Annotated in this window: 14 protein-coding genes and 2 tRNA genes; 9 read left to right on the top strand and 7 right to left on the bottom strand. The window is 35.4% G+C overall.

Going from position 1 to position 20,360, the window contains the following annotated elements; genetic code table 11:
- Positions 1–6: 6 nt before the first annotated feature.
- The 3 genes from GON26_RS19625 to GON26_RS19615 all read right to left on the bottom strand — a co-directional run bounded on the left by GON26_RS19625 (position 7) and on the right by GON26_RS19615 (position 4,667).
- Complete coding sequence (locus GON26_RS19625; RefSeq protein WP_160376472.1) at positions 7–480, bottom strand: hypothetical protein; 474 nt, start codon at positions 478–480, stop codon at positions 7–9.
- A 223-nt stretch (positions 481–703) separates the two neighbouring features.
- A complete protein-coding gene (gene mfd, locus GON26_RS19620; RefSeq protein ID WP_160376471.1) occupies positions 704–4,072 on the bottom strand; it encodes a transcription-repair coupling factor in 3,369 nt (1,122 codons plus the stop codon).
- Positions 4,065–4,667, bottom strand: a complete 603-nt coding sequence (locus tag GON26_RS19615; RefSeq protein ID WP_160376470.1) for a hypothetical protein — start codon at positions 4,665–4,667, stop codon at positions 4,065–4,067. Before GON26_RS19615 ends, mfd begins: the two co-directional genes overlap by 8 nt.
- A 481-nt stretch (positions 4,668–5,148) precedes the next feature.
- On the opposite strand from GON26_RS19615, the gene GON26_RS19610 reads away from it, so the two are divergent.
- The 3 genes from GON26_RS19610 to GON26_RS19600 all read left to right on the top strand — a co-directional run bounded on the left by GON26_RS19610 (position 5,149) and on the right by GON26_RS19600 (position 8,852).
- Complete coding sequence (locus tag GON26_RS19610) at positions 5,149–6,087, top strand: L-threonine 3-dehydrogenase (protein ID WP_160376469.1); 939 nt, start codon at positions 5,149–5,151, stop codon at positions 6,085–6,087.
- 181 nt (positions 6,088–6,268) lie between these two features.
- Positions 6,269–7,465, top strand: coding sequence for a DUF418 domain-containing protein (locus tag GON26_RS19605; protein WP_160376468.1), 1,197 nt, complete (start codon positions 6,269–6,271; stop codon positions 7,463–7,465).
- Between the two features lie 319 nt (positions 7,466–7,784).
- Positions 7,785–8,852, top strand: coding sequence for a BamA/TamA family outer membrane protein (locus tag GON26_RS19600; protein ID WP_160376467.1), 1,068 nt, complete (start codon positions 7,785–7,787; stop codon positions 8,850–8,852).
- 222 nt (positions 8,853–9,074) lie between these two features.
- Here GON26_RS19600 and GON26_RS19595 read toward each other — a convergent pair.
- The 3 genes from GON26_RS19595 to rseP form a co-directional block, all read right to left on the bottom strand.
- Positions 9,075–9,148 (bottom strand) — tRNA-Asn (locus tag GON26_RS19595).
- 38 nt (positions 9,149–9,186) lie between these two features.
- A tRNA-Asn gene (locus GON26_RS19590) sits at positions 9,187–9,260 on the bottom strand.
- 83 nt (positions 9,261–9,343) lie between these two features.
- Positions 9,344–10,693: an RIP metalloprotease RseP gene (rseP, locus tag GON26_RS19585; RefSeq protein WP_160376466.1), complete on the bottom strand. Its 1,350-nt coding sequence runs from the start codon at positions 10,691–10,693 to the stop codon at positions 9,344–9,346.
- Positions 10,694–10,896: 203 nt separating this feature from the next.
- Between rseP and GON26_RS19580 the strand changes: the two genes are divergently transcribed.
- From GON26_RS19580 to GON26_RS19555, 6 genes are all read left to right on the top strand, one after another.
- Complete coding sequence (locus GON26_RS19580; protein ID WP_160376465.1) at positions 10,897–11,967, top strand: NADH:flavin oxidoreductase/NADH oxidase; 1,071 nt, start codon at positions 10,897–10,899, stop codon at positions 11,965–11,967.
- 76 nt (positions 11,968–12,043) lie between these two features.
- On the top strand, positions 12,044–13,084 hold the full coding sequence (locus tag GON26_RS19575) for a Gfo/Idh/MocA family oxidoreductase (protein WP_160376464.1): 1,041 nt from the start codon (positions 12,044–12,046) through the stop codon (positions 13,082–13,084).
- Positions 13,085–13,311: 227 nt separating this feature from the next.
- A complete protein-coding gene (locus GON26_RS19570) occupies positions 13,312–14,535 on the top strand; it encodes an MFS transporter (RefSeq protein WP_160376463.1) in 1,224 nt (407 codons plus the stop codon).
- 190 nt (positions 14,536–14,725) lie between these two features.
- Positions 14,726–17,551, top strand: a complete 2,826-nt coding sequence (locus GON26_RS19565; protein ID WP_160376462.1) for a carboxypeptidase-like regulatory domain-containing protein — start codon at positions 14,726–14,728, stop codon at positions 17,549–17,551.
- Positions 17,552–17,571: 20 nt separating this feature from the next.
- A complete protein-coding gene (locus tag GON26_RS19560; RefSeq protein ID WP_160376461.1) occupies positions 17,572–18,921 on the top strand; it encodes a DUF5689 domain-containing protein in 1,350 nt (449 codons plus the stop codon).
- A gap of 99 nt (positions 18,922–19,020) precedes the next feature.
- Positions 19,021–19,887, top strand: coding sequence for a hypothetical protein (locus GON26_RS19555; protein WP_160376460.1), 867 nt, complete (start codon positions 19,021–19,023; stop codon positions 19,885–19,887).
- A gap of 102 nt (positions 19,888–19,989) precedes the next feature.
- Here GON26_RS19555 and GON26_RS19550 read toward each other — a convergent pair whose 3' ends face one another.
- On the bottom strand, positions 19,990–20,337 hold the full coding sequence (locus tag GON26_RS19550) for a hypothetical protein (RefSeq protein WP_230407970.1): 348 nt from the start codon (positions 20,335–20,337) through the stop codon (positions 19,990–19,992).
- Between the last annotated feature and the right edge of the window lie 23 nt (positions 20,338–20,360).

Here is a 20,360-nt window from a genome sequence, read left to right as displayed (position 1 = left end):
CTTTTTTTATAATTCTGGATAAATATCATCTTTTGTATTTAATATCAAATCTGGTCCAAATGATTTTAAAACATAATTTTGTTCTGTTTTTTTGTAATAAAATCTGGCAGGTTTTGACTTCTTAAAATTAAATTCATCACTAAAAAACTCATCATCCAAAAAGAATTTATTTTGAGGTTTTAATTGTGCTAAACTATCCGGATATTGACCTTTTTTGTTTTTATAAAACTCTAAATCTTTCACTACTTCATTCAATCGATGATTTGTAAATTGAGTTAAATGTCCTTTATGAAAATCGCTATTGAGATAAATGAACCAAAATAAAGGAGTGAAAAGAATTCCAGACAATCCGATTATTTTCATTTTATTGTCTTTTCTAATAAAACCCTGAACAATTAAAACCATTCCGGCTATTAATCCGAAATTTGGAACCAATCCTACAAAACCTAATTTATAAAGGCTCTTTGAGGTTATTTTCATGTTTTTTTATAGATTAGATAATTTTAAAAATGGCAAATAAGCACTTATAAATACTAAACCTCATACCTAGCCCCGATAGGACTGGAAATCCTTTTGTGCCGGGGTTAGGCACAAAAGATTACTTCACTTAATTTTTATTTTTATTGGAGTTCAGTGAACTTCGTTTGAAAGGGATAGCGGGACAAGTGTTCTTATGAAAAAAAGTTTTCTGCTCTTGAAAAAACTACTCACCACCCAACATCTCCATCAATTCCAAAGCTCTTTTGGTCGATTTTACATTATCGAAAGTCAGTAAAAGACGCAAGCCGTTTGGTGTTTGCTTTTCTTTCATGGTGCAAAGACTGCTTTGTTTTTGTACAAATTGCAACACTTTTCTAAACTTCGATGATTGGTAATAATCAGACTGCTGATCGGAGACAAAATAACCTATCATTTTGCCTTTTTTCATGACCAGTTTTTCGATTCCGATGTTGGTGGCAATCCATTTGATGCGGATGCTATTCATCAAAGCATTGGCGCGCGGCGGCATTGGCCCGAAACGGTCGATTAATTTATTTTGGAAAATAATTAATTCTGCTTCATTTTTTACCGAACCCAATTCGTTGTACAAACTCAAACGCTCGGTGACATTATTGATATATTCGTCAGAAAACAACAACTCAAAATCGGTATCGATTTGTAAATCTTTGACGTATTCTTTGGTTTCAATATCGTTTTCTTCAGGATATAAATCTTTGAATTCGTTTTCTTTTAATTCCTCGATGGCTTCGTTCATGATTTTCTGGTAGGTATCAAAACCAATTTCGTTGATGAAACCACTTTGTTCGCCACCCAATAAATCACCTGCACCACGAATCTCTAAATCTTTCATGGCAATATTGAAACCGCTTCCTAATTCGCTAAATTGTTCCAAAGCCTGAATACGTTTTCTGGCATCTTCGGTCATGGATGAATACGGTGGGCAAATAAAATAACAGAACGCTTTTTTGTTGCTTCGACCCACGCGACCACGCATTTGATGCAAATCTGACAATCCGAAATTATTGGCATTGTTGATAAAAATCGTGTTGGCATTGGGTACATCCAATCCACTTTCGATGATGGTTGTGGCTACCAAAACATCAAAATCGCCGTTCATGAAACCTAACATCAATTCTTCAAGTTTTGCGCCTTCCATTTGTCCGTGACCAATTCCGACTCTGGCATTGGGCACCAAACGCTGAATCATTCCAGCGACTTCTTTTATATTTTCTATTCTATTATTGATAAAGAAAACCTGTCCGTTACGCTGAATTTCATACGAAATCGCGTCCCGAATAATTTCTTCATTAAATCCAACGACATTCGTTTCTATCGGATAACGATTGGGCGGAGGTGTTGTAATTACCGATAAATCTCGTGCCGCCATTAATGAAAATTGTAAAGTTCTCGGAATTGGCGTTGCGGTTAAAGTCAAGGTATCAACATTTGCGGCAATCGTTTTGAGTTTGTCTTTTACGTTTACACCAAATTTTTGTTCCTCATCGACAATCAATAAACCAAGGTCTTTAAAAACGACATTTTTATTAACCAATTGATGTGTTCCAATGACGATATCTAGTTTTCCTTCGGCTAAATCTTTTAGGGTTTGCGCTTTTTGTTTGGCGGTTCTAAACCTATTTAAATACCCAACCGAAACCGGCATGTCTTTTAATCTTTCGGTAAAAGTTCTGTAATGTTGGTAAGCCAAAATGGTTGTTGGAACCAAAACGGCAACTTGTTTACTATTATCAACTGCTTTAAAAGCTGCACGAATGGCCACCTCGGTTTTACCAAAACCTACGTCGCCACAAACCAAACGATCCATTGGGCGATCGCTCTCCATATCGGCTTTTACTTCCTGCGTTGATTTGGTTTGGTCAGGCGTGTCTTCGTAGATAAACGAACTTTCTAATTCGTTTTGCAAATAACTATCTGGCGCAAACTGGAAACCTTTTTCTAATCTTCGTTTGGCATACAACTGAATCAAGTTGAAGGCAATATGTTTGACTCTGGCTTTGGTTTTTTGTTTTAAAACTTTCCAGGCATTTGAGCCTAATTTATATATTTTAGGCGGCGTTCCGTCTTTTCCGTTGTATTTTGAGATTTTATGAAGCGAGTGAATACTCACATACACAATATCATTATCGGCATACACCAATTTTATGGCTTCCTGCGTTTTGCCTTCAACCTGAATTTTCTGCAAACCACCAAACTTCCCGATTCCGTGATCGATGTGCGTTACATAATCGCCAACAGAAAGGGCCGTCAATTCTTTCAGCGTAATATTATGCTTTTTCGAATAGCCGTTTTTGATGTTGAATTTATGGTAACGTTCAAAAATCTGATGATCGGTATAGGCCGTAATCTGATTTTCTTCGTCAATAAATCCCTGGTACAAAGGCAACACCACAGTATGATATTGCTTTCGGATATTCTCGGAATTGGCTTCGTCTAAGGTTTCGAAAATGTCATGAAAACGTTTTGCCTGAGCATCATTCGAACAAAAAAGATAATTTTTGAGTCCGTTGAAATGATTTTCGCTCAGATTATTCAATAACAAATCAAATTGTTTGTTGAAAGAAGGTTGTGGCTGAATATGAAATTCGAATGATTTTGTGATTCTAAAAATCGGCTTTGAAGTCAATTCGACTATCGAAAAATCTAATGCTCGTTTGATGAAAGACTTTTGATTTAAGAATAATTGTTCCGGAGTGGCGTGTTTTATTTCTCCCGAAAGTTTCTCAAAAGCTTCTTCGGCTCTGGCGAATTGTTTGTCTAACTGACTGAATAATCCATCAGTATTCTGAATGAAAATCACCGTTTTCTCCGAAATATAATCTAAGAAGCTTTCGCGATTTTCCTGAAAAACTTTGTTTTCGACATTCGGGATAATCGTGATTTTTTTGTGTGTTTCCACCGATAATTGGGTTTCGACATCAAAGCTTCTGATACTGTCAACTTCATTTCCGAAGAATTCAATTCGGTACGGATGATCGTTCGAAAAAGAAAATACATCAACAATACCTCCACGAACCGAAAATTCGCCAGGTTCTGTGATGAAATCGACTCTTTTAAATTCGTATTCAAACAACACTTCATTGATAAAATCAATTGAAATTTTGTCGTTCAGAGCAACTTTCAAAGTGTTTTTGTCCAATTGCTGACGCGTTACCACTTTCTCAAAAAGAGCTTCTGGATACGTAACAATGATGGCCGGCTTTTTGCGGGAATTGATTCGGTTTAGAACCTCGGCACGCAACAAAACATTGGCGTTATCAGTCTCATCAATTTGGTATGGGCGACGAAATGATGCTGGATAGAACAGAACATCCTGTTCGCCAATCATTTGCTCCAAATCGTTCAAATAATAAGCAGCTTCTTCTTTATTGTCTAAAACGACTAAAAAAGGCAATTCAGCTTTTTTGAAAACAGCACGAATCACAAAGGAAACTGCGGATCCCAACAAGCCGTTAAGATGCATTTTTACCTGATTGTCTTCCAGTAATTGTGTGGCAATCTGCTGTGTTTTAGGCAAATTGTCATACATCGTATATAAAGCGTTTTTACTCAATTTTTTTTAAATTTGGATCCGTAATTGCGTTCGGAATGGCACGGGTTGTGTCTAACATTCGCAGAAAATCTTCTTCTCCCTGTTCTTTCGGAATTTTACTTTTTACCACAATGTTATCCATTTGTCTTTCTAATGAAACCAATTCTTTGTTGATTTCACCAATTAAAAAAGTCACTTTTTCATCCGGAATTTTATCCAGGTGAATGAACAGATCCATCATTTTTACTTTGGTAATCAAAACAGAAATCCTGCTTTTAATTTGAGGTAAATTAAATTCGGCTGGAATATTTTCGTTCAAAGCCATTGCTTTTTTGGCAATCGCTGCTGATTTTTTCTGAAAAGCACCAATTGTTTTTCGCGGCTTTTGATCGATTTCTTTTAGAAAGTCACGCCATTGAGGCCATGAACTTATTTTTTGTTCCGATATTTCATTGATGGGTTCATCGATAAAGACCCATCCTTTATTGATGTTGTTAAAGATAACTTCTTTCTTTTTGGCTTCTTTTTCGTTTTCTGCACGGCGTTTTTCGTTTTCATCCTGACACGAGTTCAATACAAAAACAAAAAGTAGAAAAAGAGATATTTTATATTTCATATATGTAAAATTTATTTTTTAATGGTCATATATGTTATCGCCTTCTATTTTTATGGGTGTTTGTCTGCGCAAACTTTTTGTTAATGGCGATTTCATTTGGTAAAACATTAAGCTACAAAGTTACAAAGTAAATTTACAATTACGAATTCTGATTTAAGGTATAGAAGTTGGAGATTAACATATATTTTTTAGCCACAGATTCCGTCATGTTTGTCATTCCGTAGGAATCTAAAACTTTTGTTATTTGCTTACTGAGATTCCTACGGAATGACAAACTTAATGGTAAATCAGTACGCTTAAAAATTTAAAATAATTGGTGACAATTAGTGAAATTCGAGGCAAAAATAATCTTTTGATACATTCTTTCAATTCAGGAATAATCCAAAAAACAATCTTTATCGTTGTTGATTTTATAATTTTAACTTCTAAAAACATTAGATATTTGCGAAAACGTTATATTTGCAGTATTAAAATCACTCAAATGAATCCAAAGATATTGATTATTGGCGCTTGCGGTCAGATTGGGACCGAACTGACTCAAAAACTGCGTAAGTTATACGGAACAGAAAATGTAATCGCTTCTGACATCCGAAAATTAAATACAGATGTCGTTAATTCAGGACCATTTGAAGTTGTAAATGCTTTAGATTTTAATCAGATCGAACATTTGGTTGAGGTACATCAAATTACTGATGTGTATCTGATGGCCGCTCTTTTATCTGCTACAGCTGAAAAGAATCCTGCATTTGCCTGGGATTTGAATATGAATTCACTTTTCCATGTTTTAAATTTGGCTAAAGCCAAAAAAATAAAAAAGATATTCTGGCCATCCAGTATTGCGGTTTTTGGACCCACAACTCCCAAAGAAAATACACCTCAATATACCATTATGGAACCTTCAACGGTTTACGGAATCAGTAAACAAGCCGGCGAAAGATGGTGCGAATACTATCATAATATTTATGGTGTTGATGTGCGCAGTATTCGTTATCCGGGTTTAATTAGCTGGTCAACGCCTCCTGGTGGCGGAACGACAGATTATGCGGTTGATATTTTTTACAAAGCTATTGCCGATAAAAAATACGAATGTTTCTTGTCATCAGAAACCAAAATGCCCATGATGTACATGGATGATGCGATTAATGCGACTATTAATATAATGCAGGCACCAGTTGAAGAAATCAAAATACATTCGTCTTATAATTTAGCAGCGATGAGTTTTACTCCCACCGAAATTGCTGCCGAAATCAAGAAACACATACCTGAATTTGAGATTACCTACAATCCGGATTTCCGTCAGAAAATTGCGGACAGCTGGCCGGCAAGTATCGATGATAACGAAGCAAGAAAAGACTGGGGCTGGAAACATACTTTTGATTTGGAGTCGATGACTAAAGATATGCTGGAGCATTTAAGTTAGTAAGGACAAATTAAGCTAAGATCATTACTGCCTTGATTTAAAAGAAATACTTTTAAATCAAGGCAGTTTTTTTATGTAAAAAAAGGAGGTAAAAAAAGCAGGAATATATAATTTTCTTACTTTTGACTCACTATTAATAAATTTAAAAAAAACGTATAACCCCAAAATTTCCCCAAAATATATGACGACTTCCTACCAGCCTATTGAAAAAAGTAAAAGAACTGCTATTGTTGATATTCTTCGTGGATGGGCATTATTAGGAGTTGTAATTGGGAATTATATAGATTTTATCTACATTGGATTGCCTGTTAAGACTGAAAATAATATCCTTTCAACTGTTTTGCAGCTGATCAATCGCCATTTTTTTGCTGCGAAATCCTGGACACTATTGACACTTTTATTTGGTTATGGTTTTGCGATTTTAATAAATAATATATCCAGTAAAGGAAAAAACCCAGTTCTTTTTTTTAGCTGGCGAATGATTTTGCTTTTTGTGCTGGCCTTTATTAATTCGTCTTTTTGGTTGGGCGATATTTTAAAAGATTATGCTTTTTTGGGACTTGTGTTGTTGCTTTTTTATAAAAGTTCTGCTAAAGTTCTAGGGTTACTTTGTACCGTTCTTATTGTTTTAACTCCGGTTATTACGGCTTACATCGCAGGCATAAAAATGCAATATACAGAAATCACCACCAATGCTGAATATCTGAAGTTGTATTATTCTGGGAATTGGCTGGACTTTTTTAATTTTAATTTGCTGGCTTCCTATTACGAGCAAATCGTCAGGCTGGGATATGCTGTTTCAGCACATATCGTGATGTTTGCTTGTATGCTTTTTGGGTTTCTGCTGCAAAAAATTGATTTTTTTAATCGTTTAAATGAATTGAAAAAAACATTAAAATATACCCTTTTTATAAGTCTTTTTTGTGCTGTAACTTTTGGAATCATTTTTAATGTTGCGCTTTCTTATAAAGCAGCTTTTCTTACTTATTTTTTTCCGGTTTATTGGGTCATTCTAAGTACCATGGTTTTTATTGCTACAGGAATTTGTTTGTTGTATAATAGTGGTAAGCTCAAAACGGTATTTAGTTATTTTAGTGCCTGCGGAAAAATGACACTAACAAATTACATTGTACAAAATATCCTGGCAGCCTTTATTTTCTCAGGGATTGGTCTAAAAATAGGCAATACAATGCCGTACTGGTTTTATTTTACAGTAGCAGTTATTGTATATGTTATCCAGTTGTTTATAAGCAAATGGTGGCTTTCGAAGTTCAATTACGGTCCAATCGAATGGGCTTGGAGAGCGGCTAGTTACCGACAATTATTTCCTTTCCGAAAAACAAATGATGAAGCAATTGCCGAAATAAAAGCAGTATAGTTTTTATCGGGAAGATAAATTTTAAAACACTTTTTCTACAGATAATCAAGGTGTTATGAAAAAGAATTAAGCAGCTATTACAATAAGCAAAGTCTTTATAATTAATTATAAGGACTTTTTTTTATCTTATTCTTTTTCCGTTGATTAGGCGCTTTTCCGAACTAAAAACCTACAAAAAATAAAAAAATGGCGTAACTTGGCTATAGTTTTTTTGAACAACAATTTAAAAAATAGCATTTTGAAAAGATATATTTACATCATTTGTTTTTCTTTTTTTTGTTTGAATGGTTTTTCTCAGCCTGCCTTCATAAAAAAGTTTATGGAAAAAAGAGCTGTTATAAAACAAAACAAAATTGACTCCGGAAAAGTTTTTATAAGTCCGATAGTGGGTCCGGGATACACGCCCGAAAATGGTTTGTTGTTAGGAGGAGGAGCTTTGATAACCTTTAAAACAAATCGGAAGGACAGTCTGATTCAGCGTTCTTCATTGCCTGTTACCGCTTTTATTAGTACCAAAGGCAATATTGGTTTAAATGTAAAAATGGCTTCTTTCTGGAACGAAGATAAAATCAGGTTTAATTTTGTGAGTAGAGTGGTAAAAGCAACCGATGATTATTTTGGTGTAGGTTTTGAAACGGCAGATAATATAGAAAAAGGTGAATCGACCTCCAGTTATAAAAGAGTTGGTTTCTTTTTTACGCCAGAGTTTCAATACAGAATTGTCAAAAGTTTATACGCAGGGGTTTTGGTAGATTTGAATCAGACAGATGTCAAAGAGGTTAATGAGATAATGCTCAATGATTCAAATTACATAAAATATGGGCCAAATAATTTCAACACAGGAGTTGGCGTAACACTTACTTATGATAGTCGTGATATCTCGGTAAATGCTTATAAAGGAATGCTTGCAAAGATATTTTTTACACGATATACGGATGCTTTAGGAGGTGATAATACGTATAGTGTTTACGAAGTAGATTTGAGAAAATACTATCAGATAAACAGACCGGGAAACACTTTTGCAGTGCGGCTTGACGGTCGTTTTGCAACTGGCGATGTTCCGTATTCGGAATTATCTGTAATTGGTGGGAATGATGCTCTTCGGGGCTATTTGACGGGTAAATATCGGGATAAAACCGCTATTTTTTTAATTCCGGAATGGCGTTATATGTTTCTGAAAAGTGATGGCAAGATGAGTAAACACGGAGTTGTCGCCTGGGCTGGCTTAGGAACCATGGCGGATTCGGTTAAGGAAATCAATAAATTTGTTCCTAACGGAGGAATAGGATACCGTTTTGAAGTGCAGCCCAGAATGAATGTCCGAATCGATTTTGGAGTAGGAAAAGAAGCGCACGGTTTGTATTTTAATTTTACAGAAGCGTTTTAGAGGATCAATACTAATTTTTTTTACCGTTGAGAATACAAGGATTTTTATCTTAGAATGTCTTTTATATAAAATAAGAGCAAAAAAACTTAGCGTTCTCTGCGTTAAATTTTTACTCTATCCACAGCTTTTCGTCTTGATGGTTTTTCGTGTTGATCCGTATTAAATTCACTTGACTTTAGAGCAAAAAAAAGACTACCAAGTAAATGATAGTCTTTTAATAAGCTCCCCCTCTTGGGCTCGAACCAAGGACCCTCTGATTAACAGTCAGATGCTCTAACCAACTGAGCTAAGGAGGAATCACCTTAAAGGTAAATATGTTTGCTAAAAAAAGTTGCTCCCCCTCTTGGGCTCGAACCAAGGACCCTCTGATTAACAGTCAGATGCTCTAACCAACTGAGCTAAGGAGGAAGTTGTTGCTCTTTTTAGCGAGTGCAAATATAGTCGAATTTTTAATTTCCCAAAAATATTTTAACTCTTTTTTGCAACTATTTTTATTTGCCTACAATTGCCTTGTAAATATCGTTTCCGTTGGCAAATAAAAGCAGTGATATAAGTAGTACGAAACCAACCATTTGGGCGTTTTCAAGGAACTTGTCACTTGGTTTTCTGCCACTAATTATTTCGTATAATAAAAACATCACATGACCACCATCAAGGGCAGGAATTGGCAATAAATTCATTACACCCAACATAATTGACAATAAAGCAGTGATTGACCAGAATGCTTCCCAGCTCCATGAATTTGGAAAAATATTGAAAATTGCGGCAAAACCACCTACTTCTTTATAAGCTTCTGTTTTAGGATTGAATATTGTTTTAAGCTGGTTTCCGTAGTCAACTAATCCGTCAACACCAGTAGTAATTCCGATTGGAATAGATTCTCCAAAACTATATTGATCGCGATTAACCTTATAAAGATTCAATTTTTCAATATTAGAATAGGGTAATCTTGAAGCGTAAGCTATTTGTAACTTAGATTTGTTGTTGAATTTTACAGTAGTCTGAACAACTTTACCATCTCTTTTTAAAGTGACAGGAACAGTTTTGCCACTAAAGTTTTTAAATTGAGCTATTGCTTCATCTGCATATTTTACTGGAACACCATTAAAATGAGTGATGATATCTGCTGATTTCAAATTTGCAGCATTAAGAGAGTTTTTTTCTACTTCACTAACTATAAACGGAATCCTCATTTCGACCAAAGTACGTTTGGCTCCGGAATTACTTATCTGATTGATAATATTGATAGGGAATTTTATAGTTTTAGTTTCATTGTTTCGTTGTACGGTAACTTCTGAAGCCATGTACAGATTTTTGGAGATATCATCATAACGCTCCATTTTCTTTCCGTTTATAGAAATAATTTTATCCCCAGTTTTTATTCCAGCTTTTTCAATAGCCGGATTGGTTACCCAAATTCCGTCTTTCAAATCTGCATTGGCAACATACGTATCACCATAAACAAACGCCATTCCGATATAGATAATAAACGCCAGGATAAAGTTTACTGTAACCCCACCTAACATAATAATCAAACGTTGCCAGGCCGGTTTAGAACGAAATTCCCACGGCTGTGGAGGCAAAGCCATTTGTTCTTTGTCCATGCTTTCGTCGATCATTCCGGAGATTTTTACATAACCACCAAGAGGCAGCCACCCAATTCCGTACACCGTTTCTCCAATTTGCTTTTTGAAAAGGGAATATTTCACATCAAAAAATAAATAAAATTTTTCGACTCTGGTTTTAAATAATTTGGCAGGAATAAAATGTCCTAATTCGTGAAGAATAATCAGTAATGATAAACTCAATAGAAATTGAGAAAGCTTGATAACTATATCCATTTTGTATTTTTAGTTCGTAATTTTAACGCACAAAAGTAACGTTTTCTATTTTAATTTGATAGTGCAATATAGTGTATAAGGTTTTAAAAGTTTGTTAATTCGTAAAATTTAGATTTCTACTTTAACAAGATGCTGTAACTTTACTTTTTTTAATTGCTATCGCTACTCAGTTGGTAGCAAAATTTCCTTAAAAGTTACATCCTATGGCTTCATTATTATTTACACCTCTTTCGATAAAAAAAATCACTTTAAAAAATAGAATCGTTATTTCACCCATGTGTCAATATTCTGCAATCGATGGATTTGCAAACGACTGGCATTTGGTTCATTTAGGCAGTCGTGCCAGCGGTGGAGCGGGTTTAATCATTCAGGAAGCAACAGCAGTTTCTCCTGAAGGCCGAATTTCACCTGCCGATTTAGGACTTTGGAACGACGAGCAAATCGTGAAGTTGAAACAAATCAATGAGTTTATTGTTTCGCAAGATTCGGTTCCGGGAATTCAGTTGGCACACGCTGGTCGAAAAGCGAGTGTTTCTGCTCCCTGGCTAGGGAATAAAAAATTAGATATTTCTAATATTGGATGGCAAACGGTATCCGCAAGTGCTGTACCATATCATGAGAATGAGCCTTATTTGCCGGTAGCTTTAGATAAAACCGGAATTGAAAAAGTAATTTCAGATTTTAAATCGGCTACGAAAAGAGCAGTGGAGGCAGGCTTTCAGGTATTGGAAATTCATGCCGCTCATGGGTATTTGTTACACCAATTTTTATCGCCCTTAACGAATGTCAGAACCGATGAATATGGTGGAAGTTTCGAAAATCGAATTCGTTTAACGGTTGAAATTACCGATGCAGTGCAATCAGTGTGGCCTTCGGATTTGCCTTTGTTTGTCCGAATTTCGGCTACAGATTGGGCAGAAGGCGGATGGAATCCGGAAGAATCAGTGCAACTTTCAAAAATATTAAAAGAAAAAGGAGTTGATTTGATTGATGTTTCGTCAGGTGGATTGGTTTCGCATCAGCAAATTCAGCTTGGGCCAAATTATCAGGTTCCTTTTGCCGAAAAAGTAAAAAAAGAAGCCAATATTTTAACGGGAGCAGTTGGTTTGATTACCGAAGCACAGCAAGCCGAAGAGATTTTAGAAAATGGTCAGGCCGATTTAGTTTTATTCGCCAGAGAATCACTTCGAAATCCTAATTTGCCTCTCGATTTTGCTTCCGCTTTAAGCGAAGATATTCAGTGGCCTAAACAATACGAACGCGCTAAAAATTAAAAAATAGCCACGAATTCACGAATTATTTTTTCAGAATATATAATTCGTGAATTCGTGGCGGAAAAAACTTTATAAAATGCAAAAAATAAAAACTGCACTATTATCATACGGAATGTCGGGGAAAGTTTTTCACGCGCCTTTTTTAGAACTTCACCCGGGATTTGAATTATTAGGTTCCTGGGAGAGAAGCAAAAAACTGATTCAGGAAGATTATCCTAATGTAAAAAGTTATCCTTCTATCGAAGAATTATTAGCCGATGATGTCGATTTGGTTATCGTAAACACGCCAGTCGGAACCCATTTTGAATATGCTAAAAAAGTGCTTTTGGCCGGGAAACATGCCGTGGTCGAAAAAGCATTTACAACCACTGTTGCCGAAGCCGAAGAATTAGCCAAAATAGCTAAAGAACAAGGAGTAAAATTAGCCGTTTTTCAAAACCGTAGATGGGATAGTGATTTTAAAACCATTCAAAAAATAATACAAGAAGGTGTTTTAGGCGATTTAGTTGAAGCCGAATTTCATTTTGACAGATATAATCCGTTATTGAGCCCGAAAGCACATAAAGAAACCGCTAATGACGGTGCCGGAATTCTCAAAGATTTAGGGCCGCATTTAATCGATCAGGCTGTTTGTTTGTTTGGTTCACCAAAAGGTATTTTTGCTGATATTCGCATTACCAGAGAAAATTCTTTGGTAGATGATTATATCGATTTGTTGTTGCTTTATGAAGATTTCAGAGTGCGGTTAAAAGCAGGTTTCTTTGTTAGAGAAGCACATCCGGCCTATACAATTCATGGTAAAAAAGGATCATTTTTAAAACCTCGCGGAGATGTTCAGGAAGATGATTTGAAAGTCGGAAAGAAACCAAATTTAGATAGTTGGGGAACTGAATCCGAAGATTTAAAAGGGCTTTTGCATACCGAAATCGACGGAAAAATTATTCGTGAAAAAATCCCAACACTTCAGGGTAATTATTACGAGTATTTTGATGGCGTTTACCATTCGATAGTAAATAATACAATAGAGCCAGTAACAGCACAGGATGGAGTGCGTGTTATGCAAATCATCGAAGCAGCAATTGCAAGTAACGCACAGCAAAAAGTGATTAGTTTATAGCGCATAATTTATTTATTTGCCACAGATTAAAGGATTAAAAAGATTAAAATAAATCTGCTCCATCTGCCAAATCTGCGTGAAAAATCTTTTCCCGGCTGTATTTAAAAGAGTTATTTAAGCTACAATTTATAAACAATAACGTTATATATAAAGGAACAATTTAGGTTTGGTAGTCTGCAAAGTAGGATTTTCGTACTTTTACAGCACCAAACCTAAATTGTATTCCTGTGATAAACTTCAATCCATTAACATTATTCCAGACCAAAGGAAAAATCAAAAAAGTTTATAGAGAAGCCAAAGCATCTTATCTGAACAGGATTCGTATTGCTGTTGGAATGTTTTATTTCGGAATGGGTTTAAGTTTTGCCACCTGGGCCAGTAGAATTCCGGACATTAAAACGGCTTTGCATTTATCCGAGGGCGATTTAGGCTCTATACTTTTTGCCATTCCATTTGGACAATTAGTAATTATGCCTTTTTCGGGCAAAATGGTCACTAAATTTGGCAGCCATCGTATTTTGGTAGTAACCTTAATCATGTATGTTTTGAGTTTGATAAGTGTAGGTTTGGCTACTTCAGTATTGCAGCTTTCTACGGCTCTTTTTGTTTTTGGTCTGTTCGGAAATTTAGCAAACATCGCCGTTAATACCCAAGGTGTTTATGCCGAAGTACTTTATAAAAAAACGATTATGTCATCCTTTCACGGCATGTGGAGTTTTGCAGGATTTACGGGTGCATTGGTAGGTTTAGGGATGATGACATTGCATTTAACTCCGTTTTATCATTTTCTGATTGTAGCTGGGATTGTGGTATTGATGATTGCTTTTAATTTTCAGTTTTTGGTAAGAGCCAAAGAAAAAATAAAACCCAAACCGGAAGGCAAAAAACTATTTTCTAAACCCGATACGACATTAATTTGGCTGGGTGTAATAGGCTTTTGCAGTATGGCCAGCGAAGGTGTTATGTTTGACTGGAGTGGTGTTTATTTTAAAGAAATTGTAAAAGCACCTGGACCATTGGTAATTTTAGGATACACTTCGTTTATGATTATGATGGCCGGAGGACGTTTTTTAGGTGATGGTTTGATCAATAAATTTGGTAGAGAACGCGTGATGCAAATTAGTGGAGCCATGATTTCGTTAGGGCTTTTTACAGCAGTTTTTTTACCTTATATTATTCCGTGTACGCTCGCTTTTATGTTGGTCGGATTGGGCGTTTCTACCATTGTTCCGACGGTTTATAGTTTGGCTGGTAAAAATCCAACAGTACCGCCGGGAGAAGCTCTTACAATAGTTTCGAGTATAAGTTTCCTTGGTTTTTTACTTGGCCCGCCAGTAATTGGGCATATTGCAGAAACGTTTGGACTTCAGTTTTCTTTTGCATTTATAGGTGTTTTTGGCGTTATGATTGCCTTTATGGTTTCTAAAATCAGAACTTCAGAGACAAAATAAATCAGAAAAATAGTACTATTGAATATTTTTTTCTATATTTGAAATAATGTATCAAGAATCATTATAGTGAAATGATGCTCTGAAATCTATATTTTTTTTCCAAAAACCAATTTTCTCTTTTGAATAAAGATTGTAATGTTTAAAATCCATTTCAATCCAAAACTATTTTCAAAGTTAATTGGTGTTTTTCATGGGAAAAAAGTACTTGGTCTTTTTTATTTTATTGTGTTTTAAAAGTGCTTTTGCGCAACAGGAAACTATTTTTTCAGGAATGGTTATCGATGGCAAAACACAAAATCCTTTAGCGCATGTTGTAGTAAGCATTCAAAATTCTTCGATTACACAACTTACCAAAAATGATGGGAAATTCGAACTTCATTCGTCACTTCAGGGCGAACAACTTCTTTTGATTCACAGTCAGGATTATAAAGATTTGCTTTTAAAAATAAAGGCTAAACCCGGAGAAACCGTAAATCTGGGTATAATTACCTTAGAAAATGATTTTTCAGATGATGTTCCCGCAACCTTAATTACAATTTTAGAAAGCGATTTGTCCGATGATAGCAGCTCGTCTGAGATTACTTCCGGACTTTTACAATCTTCCAAAGATGCTTTTTTGCAAGCCTCGGCGTTCAACTGGGGACAAGCCCGATTTAGAGTTCGTGGTCTGGATAGCGAAAATGCTACGATGATGCTCAACGGGATGTCAATGAACAAAATTTACGACGGGCGTCCACAATGGAACAATTGGGGAGGTTTGAATGATGTGCTTAGAAATCAGGAATTTTCGATAGGAGCAGCAGCTTCAGATTATACTTTTGGCGGTATTTTAGGAACGCAGCAAATCAGTACAAAAGCTTCTGCTTACAGAAAAGGTGGCAGAATCTCTTTTTCTGGAAGCAATACGAATTATAATTGGAGAACCATTGGAACTTATGCTTCAGGGATGAATGCCTCGGGTTGGGCTTTTGCCATTTCGGCGGGAAAACGCTGGGCAAAAGAAGGTTATTTTGAAGGGACAAACTTTAAAGCGGAATCCTTTTTTTTAAGTGTCGAAAAAAAATTAAACGAAAAACATTCACTCAATTTCACGGGTTTTTATACGCCTAATTCCCGCGGAAAAAATTCGGCAAATACAGCCGAAGTAACGCAACTAACCTCCGAGAAATACAATTCGTATTGGGGATTTCAGAATGGAGAAAAACGAAATTCAAGAGTAAAAAATGTCGAAGAACCACTGTTTATGCTCAATCATTATTTTAAAATTAATGAAAAAGTACATCTCAATTCGGGCGTAATGTATCAGTTTGGAAAAGTCGGTAACAGCAACATTGATTATCAAAAAGCCCAAAGTCCGGATCCAACGTATTATCGAAAATTGCCGAGTTATTACACTTCGATATATGCGGCTGATAATGGCGAATATTCAGGTGAACCAGCTCCAGATTATGAAAATGCCGAAAAAAGCAGAACGCTTTTTTTAGAAAATTCACAAATTAATTGGGAAGCCATGTACCGTGCCAATCAAAAACCTATTACAAATTCTGAAGGCATAATTACAGGATATGAACCGGTACAAAGCCGTTATGTTTTGTACGAAGACAGAACCGATGATACATCATTAGCCGCGAATACGAACCTAAATGTTCGGTTTACAGAAAATAGTACCTTTAATGGTGGTGCCACTTTTAGAAAACTAAAATCACATAATTTTCAATATCTTTTAGACTTGCTTGGAGGAGAATATTTCCAGGATATTGATGCTTTCTACAAAGGAGACAGATCACAGTCGGATTTGCAAAACCCAAATCGTCAGGTAAAAACGGGGGATATTTATGGGTATAATTATAATTTTCTAGCCACGACAATCGATGCCTTTACGCAGTTCAAATTCTCTTATAATAAAATAGATTTTTATTTAGCGAACTCTTTTTCGACTACCAATTATCAGCGTGAAGGGTTGTATCAAAACGGAATTTATCCATCTAATTCTCTCGGAAAAAGCGAAAAAGTAAGTTTTGAGAACTTTGGTTTCAAAGGTGGACTGACGTATAAAATTTCGGGTAAACAATGGTTGTTTTTGAACGGAATGTATTTGACAAAAGCACCTTCAATCAGGAATTCATTTTCAAATTCTCGTCTTAATAATTCCATTGTTGATGGTTTAGAAAGCGAAACTATTAGTTCTGCCGAAGCCAATTATGTTTTTCGTTCACCTAAAATCAAATTCCGTTTGACGGGTTATTATTCTTTAATGAAAAATACCACAGAAACTTCCTTTTTTTATGCAGAAGGTATTTTTGATGACGGTGCAGGTTATAACAGTACAGATGCTTTTGTGAGTCAAACTTTAACTGGGCTGACGAAGAAAAATGTAGGAGCCGAATTGAGTTTTGAATATCAGATTTCGACAACAATCAAAACGACTTTGGCTGCTGCGTTTGGCAATTATACTTACGATAGTAATCCTAATGTCTCCATTGCCAATGACGCAAATGTAGCTCAAAACACATTTGATTTAGGTCAGTCGTATCTTAAAAATTACAAACAACAAGGTGTTCCAGAACAGGCGTATTCGTTAGGAATTGATTATCGAGACCCTAAATTTTGGTGGATTGGCGTAAATATGAATTATATAGCGAATACTTATATAGATGTTTCGCCAATTTCCAGAACGGCAAGATTTTACATCAATCCGGCAAGTGGTTCTGTTTTTCCGGAAGCTACGCAAGAACGTGCCGCAGTATTATTGGAACAAGAAAAATTCGACCCCATTTCGTTGTTCAATATTACAGGAGGAAAGTCCTGGAGAATTCGGGGTAAAAATGTGGGACTTTTTGCAAGTATCAATAATGTTTTGGATACAAAATATAAAACAGGAGGTTTTGAGCAAACACGAAATGCTAATTTCAGAGAATTAAATCAGGATGTATCCAGCGGAACGCCCTCTTTTGGGCCTAAATATTTTTATGGGTACGGAAGAACGTATTTCGTAAACCTTTCTATCAATTTATAAATTTTAAAAAATTAGTAACCATGAAAAATAAATACGCTAAATTGTTTCCTGTATTCATTATTTTGTTTTTTTACAGTTGTAATGAAGAAGTCGAAATGCCAAAATTAGAATGCTCAGCTGCCAATTTCAGACCCAATCAAACGGTTGAAAAAATTAAAGAAACAGCCAGCACAACCGCTACCAAATATTTGTACGATGATATTATCGAAGCCTATGTGGTTTCAAGCGACGAAGGTGGGAATTTTTTTAAAACCATTTCGATGCAGACAATTCCAACAGAAACAATGCCTGCAGTTGGCTTTAGCATTTCTGTAGATGCTTCGAATACCTATATCGACTATCGCGTTGGGAACAAAGTTTATATCAAACTAAAAAATCAATTTACGGATTTGTCTTTTGGCGGAATGAGAGTGGGGAGTTTATACGAAAGCGGGACAGGAAGTGCTTCTATAGGAAGAATTCCTCAAAACGATTATAAAAATGTGCTGAATGCTTCTTGTACAATGGTCGATGAAAAGCAATTGTTGAAACAAATTTCGATAGAAGAAGCTTTAGATGACAGCAAATTAAATACTTTGGTAGAACTAAAAGATGTTCAGTTTACAGAAGCCGCTATGGGCCGACATTATTTTGAAGAAACAAACAATGTTGGAGGCGCGACCAACTGGAATTTACGGGATAAAACTGGAAATCAAATCATTTTCAGAACCAGCAGTTTTGCTGACTTTGCAACTAGTTTTGTACCTGAAGGAAACGGAAATATTCGAGGAGTTTTGACCAAGTTTGGTTCAGATTATCAGTTGGTGGCAAGATACGAAAGAGATGTTGATATGAAAGGAAGTAGATCGATTCCGTTCTTTTCAGAAGATTTTCAAACGGCCACTAATAATTCAATTTTAAGTTTACCGGGTTGGGCAAATATTGTGGAAAAAGGAAAATTGTTTTGGAAAGGCGTTGTTGCTTCAGGAAACGGATATGCTGAATATGCTATTTCCGGCACAAAAGTGGTATCCAATGTAGGCTGGCTGATTTCTCCGGAAATCAATATGGATGAATATAAAAATGAAATTCTGACTTTTAGATCATCTCAGCATCATTTGGATGTTGACTCACCATTAAACTCTTTAGAAGTTTTGGTTTCAGCCGATTTTGACGGATTGAATATTGATAAAGCTACCTGGGAAACACTAAAAGCTAATTTCCCTAATCAGTCAACAGCCTGGAACGTGTTTGTTGGCAGTGGCGCGATTGATTTGTCAAAATATACAGGAAACATTAGAATTGCTTTTAAATATACCGGTTCCGGAAAGAATCTGGCATTAGACGGGGCTTTTCAGCTAGATGATGTTCAGGTTTATGGGGAGAAGTAAAGGTAGGCAAGCCATTTTTTTTGTATTTTTTGCATACGATATTTTTAAAATTTCTTTTAAAGTTGTATTTTGGTCTTCCCAAATCAATACAAGTACTTTATGAAAACCTACGTTATCACCATTTTATTAATGGTACTTCCCTTTTTAGCCAATAGTCAGGATCAGGACAAACCTATTCGATTAAAACAAATCAATGTTATTAAAACCAATTATCAAAATTTAAAAGATGGCGAAATTGTAAACAAAACAGTATTATTTAAAGAAGGAAGGATCGAATCGATTCAGACTTCAGATATCATTCAGAAATTCTTTTATAATCCAAAAGGACTTTTAGACATGACTGTAAAAGAAAAAACTGGAAGTGACTGGAAAGAAGTGGTAAACTATGTGTATGACGCAGATAATAATATTACCAAGTTTATAAAAAAATACCAGGAAGGAACGGAGTATGTAACTAAAACCGTAACCTTTAGTTACGAAGGTGCGAGAATTAAAGCCCTGACTAAAAAAAGTAATAATCATCAAAATCCTTTAGAAAATGTTGAATATATTGTCGAAAACGGAGTGATTTCGAGACGTACTTTGCGTGATAGAAACAAACAGATTATTGGCAAAATCGAATATGTTTACGTAAATGATAACGTTATAAAACATAAAGGTTTAGTAGGAGATAAAATAAGTAAAACCTACACTTTTGATGATAAAAAATCAGTTGAAAGTCTGATTGTGCAAAGCTTATTTGGTGATAATTATAAAATTATTGTTCCAATGATTTCTTATCATGAAGACGAATTTAGTTTTGAAGCGATTTCGTACAACAACGAAATGAATTATGTACCGTCATCGACTACCTTAATTGGAGAGATGAGAAAATACAAATACAATAAATTAAATTTTCCAATATCCTGCTCACAGATTGAAGCAAACGGAATTGTAAAAACCGAAAAAACGTTTATTTACGAATAGCGATTTTTCTATTTGATAATCCCGTCCTGAGAAAATACGTTTCAGTATTAGTTTCAGGACGGGATTTTTTTTTAATAAACTTTCGATTATTATTGAATAGCCTCAATTAGAATTAGCGAACCAGCTTAAATCGAAGTTTTTATCGAAATATTCAACCTCTTTTGCAACAGGAATCGGGGCAATTTCTTTTATCGGACCAAGATCATCAATCCAGTTTTCAAGGATTAATGAAAACTCTTCTTTGGTTTGTGCTTTTTCTATTTGTGGTAATTTCTCTAAAAGCTGATTATCCCAATTAAACTCTCCATTGGCTACTTTTGGGTGATAATATTTTAAGAAACCCCAAACTTTGCAGGTTGCCGCTAGTTTTTGAGTTTCGGTAAGATTGTTTTTTGCGGATGTATTTTGCGAAAGCAGGACAAGAAGCAACAATAAAGTAATTTTCCTCATGTATTAAGGTTAATTTATAAAAG

This window comes from Flavobacterium hydrocarbonoxydans, assembly GCF_009789235.1.
Classification (GTDB): domain Bacteria; phylum Bacteroidota; class Bacteroidia; order Flavobacteriales; family Flavobacteriaceae; genus Flavobacterium; species Flavobacterium hydrocarbonoxydans.
The sequence above is the reverse complement of the archived record's forward strand: the minus strand, read 5'-3'. Positions and strand labels throughout refer to the sequence as shown.